The sequence below is a fragment of the Brenneria izbisi genome, from assembly GCF_025840185.1.
GTDB lineage: Bacteria > Pseudomonadota > Gammaproteobacteria > Enterobacterales > Enterobacteriaceae > Brenneria > Brenneria izbisi.
In genome coordinates this window covers 1-14,645 of record NZ_JAMPJU010000010.1, presented here as the reverse complement: position 1 = coordinate 14,645, position 14,645 = coordinate 1, and the positions used below count along the sequence as shown (strand labels likewise).

General features: G+C 47.8%; 14 protein-coding genes. 7 read left to right on the top strand and 7 right to left on the bottom strand.

Annotated features, from left to right (window positions below; all coding sequences use genetic code 11):
- Nucleotides 1–301: 301 nt before the first annotated feature.
- The 4 genes from glnA to NC856_RS12965 all read left to right on the top strand — a co-directional run bounded on the left by glnA (nt 302) and on the right by NC856_RS12965 (nt 4,721).
- Nucleotides 302–1,711 carry a glutamate--ammonia ligase gene (glnA, locus tag NC856_RS12980; RefSeq protein ID WP_264090854.1) on the top strand — a complete coding sequence of 470 codons (1,410 nt, stop codon included), beginning with the start codon at nt 302–304 and terminating at the stop codon, nt 1,709–1,711.
- 272 nt (nt 1,712–1,983) lie between these two features.
- Complete coding sequence (gene glnL / locus NC856_RS12975; protein ID WP_113868935.1) at nt 1,984–3,033, top strand: nitrogen regulation protein NR(II); 1,050 nt, start codon at nt 1,984–1,986, stop codon at nt 3,031–3,033.
- An 8-nt stretch (nt 3,034–3,041) separates the two neighbouring features.
- The gene (gene glnG / locus NC856_RS12970; protein ID WP_264090853.1) at nt 3,042–4,454 is read left to right on the top strand and encodes a nitrogen regulation protein NR(I); all 1,413 of its coding nucleotides are present in this window, start codon (nt 3,042–3,044) and stop codon (nt 4,452–4,454) included.
- Nucleotides 4,455–4,598: 144 nt separating this feature from the next.
- A complete protein-coding gene (locus tag NC856_RS12965; RefSeq protein ID WP_264090852.1) occupies nt 4,599–4,721 on the top strand; it encodes a YshB family small membrane protein in 123 nt (40 codons plus the stop codon).
- Nucleotides 4,722–4,817: 96 nt separating this feature from the next.
- Here the strand turns inward: NC856_RS12965 and hemN are convergent, their stop codons facing one another.
- Nucleotides 4,818–6,191 (bottom strand): oxygen-independent coproporphyrinogen III oxidase, encoded by a 1,374-nt coding sequence (hemN, locus tag NC856_RS12960; protein ID WP_264090851.1) that lies wholly within the window; start codon nt 6,189–6,191, stop codon nt 4,818–4,820.
- A gap of 251 nt (nt 6,192–6,442) precedes the next feature.
- The gene (gene yihI, locus NC856_RS12955; RefSeq protein WP_264090850.1) at nt 6,443–6,967 is read right to left on the bottom strand and encodes a Der GTPase-activating protein YihI; all 525 of its coding nucleotides are present in this window, start codon (nt 6,965–6,967) and stop codon (nt 6,443–6,445) included.
- Between the two features lie 297 nt (nt 6,968–7,264).
- Between yihI and yihA the strand changes: the two genes are divergently transcribed.
- On the top strand, nt 7,265–7,882 hold the full coding sequence (gene yihA / locus NC856_RS12950; RefSeq protein ID WP_404802330.1) for a ribosome biogenesis GTP-binding protein YihA/YsxC: 618 nt from the start codon (nt 7,265–7,267) through the stop codon (nt 7,880–7,882).
- A gap of 100 nt (nt 7,883–7,982) precedes the next feature.
- Here yihA and NC856_RS17885 read toward each other — a convergent pair whose 3' ends face one another.
- The 5 genes from NC856_RS17885 to NC856_RS12930 form a co-directional block, all read right to left on the bottom strand.
- Complete coding sequence (locus NC856_RS17885) at nt 7,983–8,030, bottom strand: spot 42 RNA, inhibition of DNA synthesis (RefSeq protein ID WP_071892919.1); 48 nt, start codon at nt 8,028–8,030, stop codon at nt 7,983–7,985.
- 164 nt (nt 8,031–8,194) lie between these two features.
- Nucleotides 8,195–10,978 carry a DNA polymerase I gene (polA, locus tag NC856_RS12945; RefSeq protein WP_264090849.1) on the bottom strand — a complete coding sequence of 928 codons (2,784 nt, stop codon included), beginning with the start codon at nt 10,976–10,978 and terminating at the stop codon, nt 8,195–8,197.
- A 378-nt stretch (nt 10,979–11,356) separates the two neighbouring features.
- Entirely contained in the window at nt 11,357–11,980 is a 624-nt protein-coding gene (dsbA, locus tag NC856_RS12940; RefSeq protein WP_264090848.1) for a thiol:disulfide interchange protein DsbA, read from the bottom strand.
- 24 nt (nt 11,981–12,004) lie between these two features.
- Nucleotides 12,005–12,991, bottom strand: coding sequence for a serine/threonine protein kinase (locus NC856_RS12935; RefSeq protein ID WP_264090847.1), 987 nt, complete (start codon nt 12,989–12,991; stop codon nt 12,005–12,007).
- A gap of 57 nt (nt 12,992–13,048) precedes the next feature.
- The gene (locus NC856_RS12930; RefSeq protein WP_264090846.1) at nt 13,049–13,318 is read right to left on the bottom strand and encodes a YihD family protein; all 270 of its coding nucleotides are present in this window, start codon (nt 13,316–13,318) and stop codon (nt 13,049–13,051) included.
- Nucleotides 13,319–13,440: 122 nt separating this feature from the next.
- On the opposite strand from NC856_RS12930, the gene mobA reads away from it, so the two are divergent.
- Together mobA and mobB are read left to right on the top strand one after the other, a co-directional pair.
- Nucleotides 13,441–14,019 (top strand): molybdenum cofactor guanylyltransferase MobA, encoded by a 579-nt coding sequence (gene mobA, locus NC856_RS12925; RefSeq protein WP_264090845.1) that lies wholly within the window; start codon nt 13,441–13,443, stop codon nt 14,017–14,019.
- Nucleotides 14,009–14,530 carry a molybdopterin-guanine dinucleotide biosynthesis protein MobB gene (gene mobB, locus NC856_RS12920; RefSeq protein ID WP_264090844.1) on the top strand — a complete coding sequence of 174 codons (522 nt, stop codon included), beginning with the start codon at nt 14,009–14,011 and terminating at the stop codon, nt 14,528–14,530. The genes mobA and mobB overlap by 11 nt, the downstream gene beginning before the upstream one ends.
- Nucleotides 14,531–14,645 lie beyond the last annotated feature (115 nt).

Sequence of the window (14,645 nt, the reverse complement as noted above, 5' to 3'; positions counted from 1 at the left end):
CACAAGAATCTATGATAAACAACCTACTGCTGCCTGCTTTGTGATCCCTTTCACGGTGCAAAAGCGCGATAAGCGTGAATCAATGCACCATTAAGGTGCTATAATTCACCAATAAAGCACCTTAATGGTGCATCAAACTATAATGGTGCAGTTGCCTTCCGACGGAAAGCCCCGAAGAGCAACACATTGCACACATTTAAAAAGTTGGCACACTTTTAGCTTTAGTCTACTCACGCTAACAACATCAATCCACAACGATATTCGTTCCACGACGAAAAATGACCAATCGGGAGAATCAAGTATGTCCGCAGAACACGTTTTGACGATGCTGAATGAACATGAAGTGAAGTTCGTTGATTTACGCTTCACCGACACCAAAGGCAAAGAACAGCACGTCACCATTCCGGCTCATCAAGTCGACGCAGACTTCTTCGAAGAAGGCAAAATGTTTGATGGCTCCTCGATTGGCGGCTGGAAAGGTATTAACGAATCCGACATGGTATTGATGCCAGATGCCAGCACCGCAGTCCTTGATCCTTTCTATGAAGAAACCACGCTGATCATCCGCTGTGACATTCTGGAGCCAGGCACCATGCAGGGTTATGACCGCGATCCGCGTTCTATCTCTAAGCGTGCTGAGGATTTTCTGCGTTCTTCCGGCATTGCCGACACCGTATTGTTTGGGCCTGAGCCGGAATTTTTCCTGTTTGACGACGTTCGTTTCGGCAGCAGCATCTCCGGTTCCCATGTCACGATTGATGACATTGAAGGCGCGTGGAATTCAAGCAAAGAATATGAAGGCGGCAACAAAGGTCACCGTCCGGGGATCAAAGGCGGTTACTTCCCGGTTCCTCCGGTTGATTCATCACAGGACATCCGTTCCACCATGTGTCTGACCATGGAAGAAATGGGACTGGTTGTTGAAGCGCATCACCATGAAGTGGCAACCGCTGGTCAGAACGAAGTGGCAACCCGCTTCAACTCCATGACCAAAAAAGCGGACGAAATTCAGATTTACAAATACGTCGTACATAACGTTGCCCATGCCTTCGGTAAAACCGCAACGTTCATGCCGAAACCGATGTTCGGTGATAACGGCTCCGGTATGCACTGCCATATGTCTCTGTCCAAAGATGGCACAAACCTGTTCTCTGGCGACAAATACGGCGGTCTGTCCGAAACGGCTCTGTTCTACATCGGCGGTATCATCAAACACGCTAAAGCGATCAACGCCTTGTCCAACCCGACCACCAACTCTTACAAACGTCTGGTTCCTGGTTACGAAGCGCCGGTTATGCTGGCTTACTCCGCCCGCAACCGTTCTGCGTCTATCCGTATTCCAGTTGTGGCAAGCCCGAAAGCGCGTCGTATTGAAGTTCGCTTCCCTGATCCGGGCGCTAACCCGTACCTGTGCTTCGCTGCATTGCTGATGGCCGGTCTGGATGGTGTTATCAACAAAATCCATCCTGGCGATGCCATGGATAAAAACTTGTACGATCTGCCGCCGGAAGAAGCGAAAGAAATCCCAACGGTTGCAGGTTCTCTGGAAGAGGCACTGAACGCACTGGATGCAGACCGCGAGTTCCTGACGCGTGGCGGCGTATTCACTGACGACGCTATCGATGCTTACATCGAACTGCGTAAAGCAGAGAATGACCGTGTTCGCATGACTCCGCACCCGGTTGAGTTTGAACTGTACTATAGCGTGTAATAGTAACCCGCGGCCCATTCGTGCTGACGTTTGGGCTGCTGACAGTCAATCGTAAGTCTGTTTTTGTGATGGGTTATCCATGCCTGTTATCCAAGGAAGGGCCGATGGACTAACGCTTTGCGTTATTAAAAATTTTCCTGAAAATTTTTTGTTGCCGTGGAAACTTTTCAGCCCATCTCATGATGGGCTTTTTTCTCCACGAGCACTGAAGTTGCTACATCGTTTCTATCATATACACTACAATGCACTAAGATAGTGCGGGAGTCTGCGTTATGGCAACAGGCACGCTGCCCGATGCTGGGCAGATCCTAAATTCTTTGATAAACAGCATTTTATTGCTGGATAACGATCTGGCGATTCATTATTCCAACCCGGCAGCACAACAATTACTGGCACAAAGCTCGCGTAAATTATCAGGCACACCGTTGCCTGAACTGTTGGGATATTTTTCTCTGAATATAGATTTGATGCTTGAGAGTCTGGATTCAGGGCAAGGTTTTACGGATAACGAAGTGACGATCGTCGTGGATGGCAAAGCGCATATCATGTCGCTTACCGCGCAACGGGTACAGGATAACTTCATTCTGCTGGAAATGGCGCCGATGGATAATCAACGACGTCTTAGCCAGGAACAGCTTCAACATGCTCAACAGCAGGCCGCGCGCGATCTGGTCAGAGGGTTGGCGCATGAGATAAAAAATCCGCTAGGTGGATTACGCGGCGCGGCGCAGTTGCTCTCCAAGGCGTTACCCGACCCTGCGCTGACCGAATACACCAAAGTGATCATCGAACAGGCGGATCGCCTGCGTAATCTGGTTGACCGTCTGCTCGGCCCTCAGCAACCCGGCCTGCACGTCACCCAGAGCATTCATCAGGTTGCAGAGCGAGTATGTAAGCTCGTTTCTCTGGAAAAACCGGACAACGTGACGTTGGTGAGGGATTATGATCCCAGCTTGCCTGAACTTACGCACGACCCGGATCAGATTGAACAGGTTTTGCTGAACATCACGCGTAATGCGTTGCAGGCGTTAGGTCAAGAAGGCGGCACTATTACGCTGCGCACCCGCACCGCATTTCAACTTACCTTACATGGTGTGCGTTATCGCCTTGCTGCGCGTATTGACATTGAAGATGACGGTCCAGGTGTACCAGCCCAACTACAGGATACCTTGTTCTATCCAATGGTGAGCGGTCGGGAAGGAGGCACGGGGTTAGGGTTGTCTATTGCGCGCAGTCTTATCGATCAGCACTCCGGTAAAATTGAATTTAACAGTTGGCCAGGCCATACCGAATTTTCGGTGTACCTGCCCATTCGCCAGTGAGGTTCACAATGCAACGAGGGATAGTCTGGATTGTCGATGACGATAGCTCCATCCGTTGGGTGCTCGAACGTGCGCTCACTGGAGCGGGCTTAACCTGTGCGACGTTTGATAACGGAAACCAGGCTCTGCATGCGTTGGCGACACAAACGCCAGACGTACTATTGTCCGATATCCGTATGCCGGGAATGGACGGGCTGGCTTTACTGCAACAGATAAAACAGCGCCATCCGATGCTACCGGTCATCATTATGACCGCGCACTCCGATCTGGATGCCGCCGTCAGCGCTTATCAGCAAGGCGCATTTGATTATCTGCCAAAGCCTTTCGATATTGATGAGGCTGTTGCGTTGGTCGAACGCGCCATCAGCCATTATCTGGAGCAGCAACAGCCTGTCCGTAGCCAGCCGATCAGCGGCCCGACAACGGATATCATCGGCGAAGCCCCTGCCATGCAGGATGTGTTTCGCATCATTGGTCGTCTGTCGCGCTCCTCCATCAGTGTGCTGATTAACGGTGAATCCGGCACTGGTAAAGAACTGGTGGCACATGCGCTGCATCGCCATAGCCCGCGCGCCAAAGCTCCATTTATCGCTTTGAACATGGCGGCTATTCCAAAAGATTTAATCGAGTCAGAACTGTTCGGTCACGAGAAAGGTGCGTTTACCGGCGCTAATCAAATTCGCCAGGGACGCTTTGAGCAGGCGGATGGCGGCACGCTGTTTCTGGATGAAATCGGCGATATGCCGCTGGATGTTCAGACCCGTTTATTGCGCGTACTGGCTGATGGTCAGTTTTATCGGGTTGGCGGTTATGCCGCGGTTAAAGTGGATGTGCGAATTATCGCAGCGACGCATCAGAACCTTGAACTACGAGTACAGGAAGGGAAATTCCGAGAAGACTTGTTCCATCGTCTGAATGTCATTCGTGTACACCTGCCACCTTTACGTGAACGCCGCGAAGATATTCCCCGTCTGGCGCGTTACTTTTTGCAGGCAACGGCTAAAGAGTTGGGCGTTGAGCCGAAAAATCTGCATCCCGAAACAGAAACGGCACTTACCCGCCTGCCCTGGCCGGGCAATGTGCGCCAACTTGAAAACACCTGTCGCTGGCTGACGGTGATGGCCGCCGGTCAGGAAGTACTGATTCAGGATCTGCCGCCGGAACTGTTTGAAACCACGGCTCCCGACTCCACCGTACAGATGTTGCCAGACAGCTGGGCAACCTTGTTGGCGCAATGGGCAGATCGGGCGCTGCGTTCCGGTCATCAAAACCTGTTGGCAGAAGCGCAACCCGAAATGGAAAGAACCTTGCTTACCACCGCATTACGGCATACTCAGGGACACAAGCAGGAAGCGGCCCGTTTATTGGGCTGGGGAAGAAATACCCTGACGCGTAAGCTGAAAGAACTGGGAATGGAGTAGCATCGGTTACCCCTTTATTGCTCAATTGTTCGACACCAAATCGGGTGATAAAAATACAATCTGGCGCACGAAATTGTCACGAATTTGTTCTTTACTTACCGCTGACCAGCAGTATGATCGTGTCGCTGATTCGGGAGGAGTACCATGCTGGATTCATTAATTTCCGTCGTGTCACACAGCGCTGAAATAAGCTCCGCTGCGAGCCATTCACCGCAAACAGCTATCGCCGCTGTCCTGTGTGCCGCTCTGATTAACTTTTTTAGTTAATCCGCCGTTCATATGAATGATGATCGGAATCCTCATTAAAGAGGTTTCACCATAAAAAACCACCAGTCCTGTTAAAACTGACTGGTGGTTTTTTTACTAAATTACCCGCGAGAATTGCTGCGTCTGCGCCTTGTTTCGCAGGTATTTATCGAAACACATACAGATATTACGGATCAGCAAACGACCTTTGGCTGTGACCACAATACCATCTTCTTGAATGTCCACCAGCCCATCCGCCGCTAATGGCGCCAACTGCTGCAAATCCTGCGCAAAATAGGACTGAAAATCGATACCGTAGTCCGCTTCAATCTGGTGGTAGCCTAACTGGAAATTACAAATCAGCGTCTTGATGACATCACGCCGGATACAATCATCCTGCGTCAACCGTAACCCGCGCCATAACGCATTGCCAGAGTCTCGGATTTGAGCGTAATAACGCTTAAGTTCCTTCTGGTTTTGCGCATAACTATCACCGATCATACTGATCGCTGATACCCCCATTCCCAGCAGATCACCATCGCCTTGCGTGGTATAACCCTGAAAATTACGATGCAATTTTCCTGCCCGTTGCGCCATCGCCAGTTCATCATCCGGGCGAGCAAAGTGATCCATACCGATAAACTGGTAACCGGATTGCGTCAGCGTACTGATCGTCTGCTGCAAAATTTCCAGCTTCTGTTCCGCATCCGGCAAATCAGCTTCTTTGATTTTCCGCTGAGCCGCAAACAAGCTGGGTAAATGCGCATAGTTGAACACACTGAGCCGGTGTGGGCTGAGTTCAGCGACTCGCTGCAACGTAAAAGCGAAACTTTCTGACGTCTGCTTTGGCAAGCCGTAAATCAGATCAATATTGGTTGACGTGAATCCCAGGGATTTCGCGCGTGCGATTAATGCAAAAATGAAATCTTCATCCTGCTCGCGGTTTACCAACTTTTGTACGTCTTTATTGAAATCCTGCACCCCCATGCTCAGGCGATTAAATCCTTCGACACGCAGATGATCGAGAACATCCAGTTCAATTTCCCGTGGATCGATTTCCAGCGACAATTCAGCCTGATGCGAAAAAGAAAATTGCTCACGCAATAACCTCATCAAACGACTGATTTGCGCTTTGTTCAGGTAGGTCGGCGTACCGCCGCCCCAATGCATTTGCGTCACTGTCCTCCCAACGAACAGCATCGCACGCTGGCGGATCTCCTGCTCCAGCACATCAAGATATTCATCTGCTTTATGCTGCTGACGCGTGACCAGTTTATTACAACCGCAGAAGTAACATAGTCGGTGGCAAAAAGGGATATGAATATAGAGCGACAGCGCTCGCTGTGGATAACGCGCAATCGCCTGCTGAAAAGCTGGCTCATCATAGTGTTCACTAAACTCCAGCGCGGTGGGATAAGAGGTATAGCGCGGCCCGGAATAGTTATATTTCTGAATCAGGGCTAAATCCCAATCAACGGTTTGTTCGGACATGCTGCTCACTCCTCCCGGTATTTTTATTGGTGTGCAATCCCTGCTCTCCTTTTTCGAATCATTACGGTATCAAGCTAAAGCGGCGTGCGGCGTTTTGGTCTGATCGGAGCGATAACCTGCTGCGCCCGCGGGCGCCGGACCGTACGTTGCAATCGACTTTTCCGCCTGGACAACAACCCTAGTTTAGCTAACAGGCAAAACAGATAAAACGTAACCAGCAGCGACAATGACAAAACCAGTATTTTCATCAATTAGAATGCATCTTTCGGGTTATTACGCTTCAGAAGTTGTAGCATATCTTCCTGTTCTTCTTCGTCATCATCCAGTTCGATACCAAGCTGCTCCATCAACGCATCAATACGATCCAGCGTTTCATCAACCCATGATTGCTCTTTGGCACTCAGTGTTTCGCCGTTATCCATACGATCCAGCAATGCATCCAGACGGGCATCATTCTCCAGCAGCGCCAATTCTTCTTCAGGCGACATAATGGCGAGCTTAGCCGTCTCTTTATCAGTATGGACGATAGTTCTCGGTTTCGGTGCGACGGTTTCCTTAATCCCCAACGGAATCGGTTTTTTGCTGCCAATACGCGGATCAACGGCTTTACGCTGTCCGTTCGTTTCGTTTGATGTGCCTTTATCCTGAGCACGGCTACCCGCAACATGACCACGGTGTTTTTTCTGGCGCTTGCGATTACGTGCTTCCCGATCCAGTTCTTCGCGGGTTTTTCTTTTGATTTTGGGTTTAGCAGACCCTTTAACTGTTTGGCTCATAATGTTGTTCTCAGATACACAGGTGAAGGTAATTGCGGCGGAATCTAGCAGAAAGCCCGACAATAAAAAAGTACTCGCCCGTACCGATCCTGATTTTCATAATTTCAGATATGGATACAGGCTATACCTATTGTCTTTCAAGGTGCAAGGAGGGCGTCCAGTCAACGACTCTCCCGTCACACCACAAAGCGAGCCAACACAATAAAACCGCCTTTATGGTCAGTTACAGGTATAATCGCCAACCAGACATCGATCCAAACAGAGATAATCATTGTGACCCAGCAATATAACTACCACATGACGCGGTTTGTCATCAGCGCCCCGGATATTCGCCACCTGGCAACAGATAGCGGTATTGAAGTTGCCTTTGCTGGGCGCTCTAACGCCGGAAAATCCAGTGCGTTGAATACGCTAACCAATCAAAAAAGCCTGGCGCGCACCAGTAAAACGCCGGGAAGAACGCAGCTTATCAACCTGTTTGAAGTGGCAGAAGGCATTCGTCTGGTGGACTTACCGGGGTATGGCTACGCCGACGTACCGGAAGCCATGAAGCTCAAGTGGCAACGTTCGTTGGGCGAATATCTCCAGAAACGTAATAGCCTGAAAGGGTTGATCGTTCTGATGGATATCCGCCACCCGCTGAAAGATCTCGATCAACAAATGCTGCTATGGGCGGTTGATGCACAGATCCCGGTGCTGGTTCTGCTGACCAAAGCAGATAAATTGGCATCTGGCGCTCGTAAAGCCCAACTCAATATGGTACGTGAAGCGGTACTGCCAATCATGGGTGATATTCAGGTAGAAGCCTTTTCTTCACTGAAGAAGCTGGGCGTCGATAAATTACGTCAGAAACTCGATAACTGGTTCAGCACGCTGCCGCAGGCCGAAGAGACAGAGGGACAGGAAAGTAAGTAGTTTCGTATCTGTGGTGGGTAACGCCTCATCCGCGACTTAAGCCGTCACTAAACACCAATAAAAAACGCCCCAGTCAAAAAATGACCGGGGCAGCTAATATTCAGCCAAATCCGATTACGTGAAGTAAAAGGTCTGAAAGATAGAACATCTTACCTCTGTACCCTACGTCTTTAACTCTACCCTATTTTTTCATCGGAACAAAGTTTTTTTTGTTGTTTACTTTCACGAAAATCGGCGACCATTTACACAAAGTTAAACCAGGTCACACTATCCTGTTATTTTATTACAAAAAATTATGATCCAAATATTGGTTTAATGTGCTTCATCCCAGTTCATGCCGGTGCCAATATCCACTCGCAGCGGTACACTAAGTCGCATGCAGCCTTCCATTAACTCTCTGATTTTGTTCTGCGATGCTTCCAGAGCCGCATCATGGATCTCAAAAACCAGTTCATCGTGAACCTGCATTATCATATTCACGAGCGGTTTATCCTGCTGTAACCAACTATCAATCGCGATCATCGCTTTCTTGATAATATCCGCGGCAGTGCCCTGCATAGGGGCGTTAATAGCCGCGCGCTCCGCCGCCTTACGCGCCATAGCGTTACGCGAATGAATATCCGGCAGGTAAAGACGACGCCCATCCAGCGTGGAAACATAGCCCTGCTCCGCAGCCTGTTGGCGGGTACGCTCCATATATTCCTGAACCCCGGGGTAACGTTCGAAATACAGATTCATATATTTCTGCGATTCATAGCGGGGAATATTCAATTGCCGCGACAGCCCAAATGCACTCATACCGTATATCAAGCCAAAGTTAATCGCCTTTGCGCTACGACGCTGTTCAGACGTTACTTTATCCAACGCAATACCAAAAACCTCCGAAGCGGTCGCGCGGTGGATATCCAACCCATCAGAGAACGCTTTCAACAAACCTTTATCGCCGGAAAGATGCGCCATAATGCGTAGTTCAATCTGCGAGTAGTCCGCCGCCACAATGCTGTATCCCTTCGGTGCAATAAAAGCCTGACGAATACGACGCCCTTCTTCATTACGCACCGGAATGTTTTGCAGGTTGGGATCGCTGGAAGACAAACGACCGGTAGCGGTTACCGCCTGATGATAAGAAGTATGCACACGCCGGGTTGCCGGGTTAATCATCAGCGGTAGCTTATCGGTATAGGTAGACTTCAGTTTCGCCAGCCCGCGATATTCAAGGATCAGTTTCGGCAGAGGATAATCCAATGCCAGTTCCGCCAGCACTTCTTCATTGGTGGAGGGCGCGCCTTTTGGCGTTTTTTTCAGGATTGGCAGCTTTTGCTTTTCGTACAGAATACCTTGAAGCTGTTTTGTCGATGACAAATTAAATTCTTCACCAGCCAACTCGTAGGCTTGGGTTTCCAACTCAGCCAGACGAACCGTAAGCTCTTTAGAGTGCTCAGACAGAATACCGGGATCAATCAATACGCCAGTCCGCTCCATTCTGGACAACACCGGCACCAGCGGCATATCAATGGTCTGGAACACCTGACGGAGTTCAGGATGCTGCTGTAATTGCGCCCACAGTTTCTGATGCAGATGCAATGTGACATCCGCATCCTCCGCCGCATAGGGGCCAGCCTGCTCCAACGCAATCTGATTAAATGTCAGTTGATTCTTGCCTTTACCGGCAATCTCTTCAAAGGTGATCGTTTTATGCTGCAAGTGACGTTCAGCGAGGCTATCCATATCATGACGCCCGGCAACACTGTCCAGAACATAAGACTCAAGCATGGTATCAAATGCGATCCCCCTCAATTCGATGTCATAGCGATTCATCACGCCTTTATCAAATTTAAGATTCTGACCAACCTTCAGGCATTTTTCATCTTCCAACAAAGGTTTGAGTAACGCCAATACTCGCGTGCGATCCAACTGCTCCGGCGCATCAAGATAATCGTGAGCTAATGGAAGATAAGCCGCCTCTCCAGTTTTTACCGCAAATGAAAGCCCGATAAGATTGGCTGTCAACGTATCCAACCCATCAGTTTCGGTGTCAAAGGCAAAAACCTCGGCATTTTTTAAACGCTCAATCCATTCCAACAGCGTTTTTTCATCCAGGATGGTGACATAGCCATCAGCAGAAAGAACAGGTACGGCTTCGTCGACGCGTTTCTCTGTCGCCTTGAACGCTTGTGGCACAGGAGTATTACCTTTTTTATCCTGCAACCATGTACCGGATTCAATATCCGCTAACCAGCGTTTGAATTCATAACGGGAAAATAAACGATGCAGTTCATCAATATCCGGCTCATTGACCGTTAACTGCTCACAACTCAGTTCAAGCTCAACATCAGTTTTAATGGTGGCAAGCTGATAGGAAAGGTACGCAACCTCTTTATTTAGCTCAAGCTTGGGCGCCATGGTTTTAGCGCCGCGGAATGAAAGCCCCGCAATCTTATCCAGATTGGCGTATAACCTATCCAGACCGCCGATACCCTGTAATAACGCTTGTGCAGTCTTCTCCCCGATACCGGGAACGCCGGGAATATTGTCGGATGAGTCTCCCATTAACGCCAGGAAATCGATAATCAATTCAGGCGGAATACCGTATTTCTCACACACTTCCTGCGGACCGAGGATAGTGTTGTTCATGGTGTTGATAAGCGTAACATTGGGCGTAACCAACTGCGCCATGTCTTTATCACCGGTACTAATCAATACTGATTTTCCGGCTTTTTCAGCCTGCAAAGCCAGCGTACCAATTACATCGTCAGCTTCCACGCCGGAAACGGCAAGCAAGGGTAATCCCATGGCTTTCACCATCTGGTGCAAGGGTTCAATCTGTTCACGCAAATCATCCGGCATTGGTGGACGATGAGCCTTATAGTTCTCGAACAATTCATCACGGAACGTTTTGCCTTTGGCATCAAACACCACAGCAACATGGCTGGGACGATATTGCACCAGCAAACTGCGCAGCATGTTTAATACGCCATACATCGCGCCGGTTGGTTCCCCTGCGCTATTAGTTAATGGCGGGAACGCATGATAAGCACGGTACAAATAGGATGAGCCGTCTACCAGAATGAATGGGTTTTCTGCAATCTGAGCCATAGCCTGCTGTAATCTTTGTCATCTGTCATGACGCTAAGCATGCCATAGCTGAAGGAAAGAGACGATCCTTAACGTCAGATATTGCTCATTTTTTCATGGCTCATCGCAAGATAGGCTTGTGGATAAGTTTGTGAATAAAATGTCAAAATTAATTATCAACCGACTGGCTCGGAAAGGTGATTCTCTTTATATCCCTATCATTCATAAAGTTAAAATAATTTTGATTATTTGCAGGCATCGATAAAAGACAATCCATTTTGTGGATATAAAATTGCTTTAATAAAATATTATTGCAGCTAAGGGGGTTATTGAGAGATAAAAAAGCAGAAAGCACAGAATAAAACCACGCCAATTTAACTGGCGTGGTTTATTTATCGCTTATTTTTTATCGATGAGGAATTTAGCAACATCGGCATACTGTTTCACATACGCCTCCATTGAACTGGTGTCCAAACCATCATTCTTAATCATATATTTGCCATTAACAAACATGGCTGGAACACCACGTAATTGTAAATCTGCCGCCGCTTTTTCTTGCTGAGCAACCAAAGATTTCACAACAAAACTATTTAGCGCACCATCAAATTCTTCCGCACTGACGCCCGCGTCGATAAAAATCTTACGAATATCGTCAGGCGTTTTTACAGTTTGTGTTTTCTGAACCGCGTCAAACATTGGCGGGGTAATTTTATCTTCCACGCCCAATGCGATGGCCACAGCCCAGGCTTGCGTCAGATTTTTACCCAGAGGACCCAAAAAATCAACATGATAGCGAGTCATTTTTGTCCCTTCCGGCAGCGCTTTCTTCACTGCTTCCGGTATATGATAAACCTGCGCAAATTGATAACAGTGCGGGCAATAGAATGAGAAGAACTCAAGAACCTGAGGTTCCTGAGTTGCCGGTTTATCCAATTCGACAAATTGTTTGCCATTGGAAAACTCAGCCGCCGAAGCGCTGAATGACAGAACAATACCAATCAGCGCAAGCCATAGTTTTTTCATAAAATATACTCTCTCCATTTAATTTCAGTACATCGGCATTAACTGCAAGGGGGGATCCTGTAGCAGCTTAGCCTGTTCGGTAAATATTGATGTCTGCTTAAGCCAAAAATCAGCATCAGTCATCCAGGGGAAATTTCGGGGAAAAGCGGGATCTTCCCAACGGCGAGCAACCCAGGCCAGATAATAAACCTGTCTCATCGCGCGTAAAGGTTCGATTAATGCCAACTGATCACCCTGAAATTCAGCAAACTCACTGTAAGCCTCCAACAAAATATCCAGTTGTCTACGTTGTTCCTGGCGCTCGCCATGCAGCAACATCCATAAGTCCTGTATTGCCGGGCCATTACGCGCATCATCCAAATCCACAAACAGCGGGCCGTCGCGCCACAAAATATTGCCCGGATGACAATCACCATGCAAACGCAGCGAATGCCAATCAGTACGCCAATAAGACTCAACAATATCAATGAGTCCACTGGTTGCCTGTAAAAAAGTATTTCGCTGCATTTTCGGTATTAATGGACAATGCTGCAACAACTGATAGGGCTCATACAAATACTCATTCAACCCGATAGTTGGTCGCACGGAAAAGGAACATTTACTGCCCGTCTGATGAATTCTACCTAAGAATCGGCCAACCCATTCCAACTGTTCTTCATTATCCATTTCATATTGCCGCCCGCCAACACTGGGAAACACCGCAAAATGGAATCCTTCATAAAGATGCAAAGTACGGCCATTTAACGTTAACGGAGCCACAACCGGGACTTCATCTTCAGCAAGTTCCTGGGCAAACACATGTTCTTCAAGAATTTGCGCTTCCGTCCACCGCTCCGGGCGGTAAAACTTCACTACATAACGTTTCCGTTCTTCATCTGTAAACTGATATACCCGGTTTTCATAGCTGTTTAAAGCGGTCAAACCTGAATCGACACGCAATCCGGCGTTCAGCAATGCATCCATGATTAATTCAGGGAACAACGTTTGAAAATTAAAAACCGAGCTGTTCATAACAACCACATATCAGTATGTAAGATAAATATGAGCACTATCTGCACCTGTCGTCTGTTAATCTTTAATGACGCCACGTGCACGAAGTAATGCTGTTTTGAAATCTTCTTCATAATCCTTTTTCAAACCAGGAATCACCTGTTCTTTATCTGAATCACGCATTTTCAGATGGTAAATAAGGATATCATCAGTTAGCTCATTTAACTGCCCCTCAAACCCCGCCTCCTGTGCAAGTTTTTGTAAAAATTGAATAAGATTTAAATCAGGCTCTTTTTGCCAGGCAGGGTGCAGCAGTTCGACCAGTTCATTAACGCGATGGCATTTCATTTTTTATCCTCAGAAAGTAAAACTATGACAAAAATAACAGTCTTGGCGATATGTGGAAAGAACTTGGTCTTCCGTAAAAGTTTTCAGAAAATGACATATAACTCAGGTTACAGGGGCAAAAAATGATCACGGGTGTCATTCTGGCTGGTGGACAGTCAACACGAATGGGCGGTAATGACAAGGGACTGATGGAGCTCCATGGCATACCGCTATACCAGCATGTCCTGAGCCGACTAAAAAATCAGGTTGATGACATCATCATCAGCGCCAATCGTAATCTTTCTACTTATCGGCAAAGTGGATATCCAGTCATCAGCGACATTGATAAGGGCTTTGCCGGTCCATTGGCCGGTATCCTGACCGGAATGCAGGCGGCGACATCTGAATGGATTGTGTTTGTTCCTTGTGACGTTCCAGGCCTACCCTTGGATCTTGTCCGTCGACTCTGTGAAGCGAAAGAGGGAAATAACGCAGTCTATGTAACCGATGGGCATCGGGATCATCCGACACTATTGCTAATCAATCGATGCCTCATCGAACCACTAAAAGCCTATCTTCATAATGGAGATCGTAAATTGATGCTTTTTATCGAACAGATAGGCGCCAAAGCAGTTTCATTTGCCGATCAACCCAATGCCTTCCTCAACCTGAACTCACAGGAAGACTTATTCAACTGGCAGAGGCATCATAATGAATATTAATACCCCAACTCTGCTTGCCATCGCAGCCTATAGCGGTACAGGAAAAACCACGTTGCTCAAAGAAGTCATCCCACAACTGGTAAAACGCGGGATTAAAGTGGGCCTAATCAAGCATACGCATCATCAAATGGATATTGATACGCCAGGCAAGGATAGCTATGAATTACGCAAGGCGGGGGCGACACAAACCATTGTGGCAAGTAACCAACGATGGGCATTGATGACAGAAACGGCGGAACAGAAATCACCTGATCTACATGAATTAGCCAGTAAAATGGATACCTCAGTGCTTGATCTTGTCCTGGTCGAAGGATTCAAACATGAAGAGATCAGCAAGATCGTCTTGTTTCGTCAATCTTTAGGTAGAGAGCTTGCTGATTTACTTGATGAATATGTAATTGCTATTGCTTCAGACACAGAAATAGAAACAGCCCCTCTTCCAAGGTTAGATATCAATCAACCTCAACAAGTAGCCCAGTTTATAGCTCTGTGGTTGTTACAGAAAAAATAGATCAGACAACCAAATCTTATTTCATTCCGTCACAACGTAAAAAGCCCCATGCTGTCGCATGGGGCTTTCCACTTAGTTGATGCCTGGCAGTTCCCTACTCTCACATGGGGAGACC

What these genes read in the sequence shown, in the direction of transcription:
- glnA (WP_264090854.1), top strand. Translation starts at nt 302, where the DNA reads ATGTCCGCAGAACACGTTTTGACGATGCTGAATGAACATGAAGTGAAG.
- glnL (WP_113868935.1), top strand. Translation starts at nt 1,984, where the DNA reads ATGGCAACAGGCACGCTGCCCGATGCTGGGCAGATCCTAAATTCTTTG.
- glnG (WP_264090853.1), top strand. Translation starts at nt 3,042, where the DNA reads ATGCAACGAGGGATAGTCTGGATTGTCGATGACGATAGCTCCATCCGT.
- NC856_RS12965 (WP_264090852.1), top strand. Translation starts at nt 4,599, where the DNA reads ATGCTGGATTCATTAATTTCCGTCGTGTCACACAGCGCTGAAATAAGC.
- hemN (WP_264090851.1), bottom strand. Translation starts at nt 6,191, where the DNA reads ATGTCCGAACAAACCGTTGATTGGGATTTAGCCCTGATTCAGAAATAT.
- yihI (WP_264090850.1), bottom strand. Translation starts at nt 6,967, where the DNA reads ATGAGCCAAACAGTTAAAGGGTCTGCTAAACCCAAAATCAAAAGAAAA.
- yihA (WP_404802330.1), top strand. Translation starts at nt 7,265, where the DNA reads ATGACGCGGTTTGTCATCAGCGCCCCGGATATTCGCCACCTGGCAACA.
- polA (WP_264090849.1), bottom strand. Translation starts at nt 10,978, where the DNA reads ATGGCTCAGATTGCAGAAAACCCATTCATTCTGGTAGACGGCTCATCC.
- dsbA (WP_264090848.1), bottom strand. Translation starts at nt 11,980, where the DNA reads ATGAAAAAACTATGGCTTGCGCTGATTGGTATTGTTCTGTCATTCAGC.
- NC856_RS12935 (WP_264090847.1), bottom strand. Translation starts at nt 12,991, where the DNA reads ATGAACAGCTCGGTTTTTAATTTTCAAACGTTGTTCCCTGAATTAATC.
- NC856_RS12930 (WP_264090846.1), bottom strand. Translation starts at nt 13,318, where the DNA reads ATGAAATGCCATCGCGTTAATGAACTGGTCGAACTGCTGCACCCTGCC.
- mobA (WP_264090845.1), top strand. Translation starts at nt 13,441, where the DNA reads ATGATCACGGGTGTCATTCTGGCTGGTGGACAGTCAACACGAATGGGC.
- mobB (WP_264090844.1), top strand. Translation starts at nt 14,009, where the DNA reads ATGAATATTAATACCCCAACTCTGCTTGCCATCGCAGCCTATAGCGGT.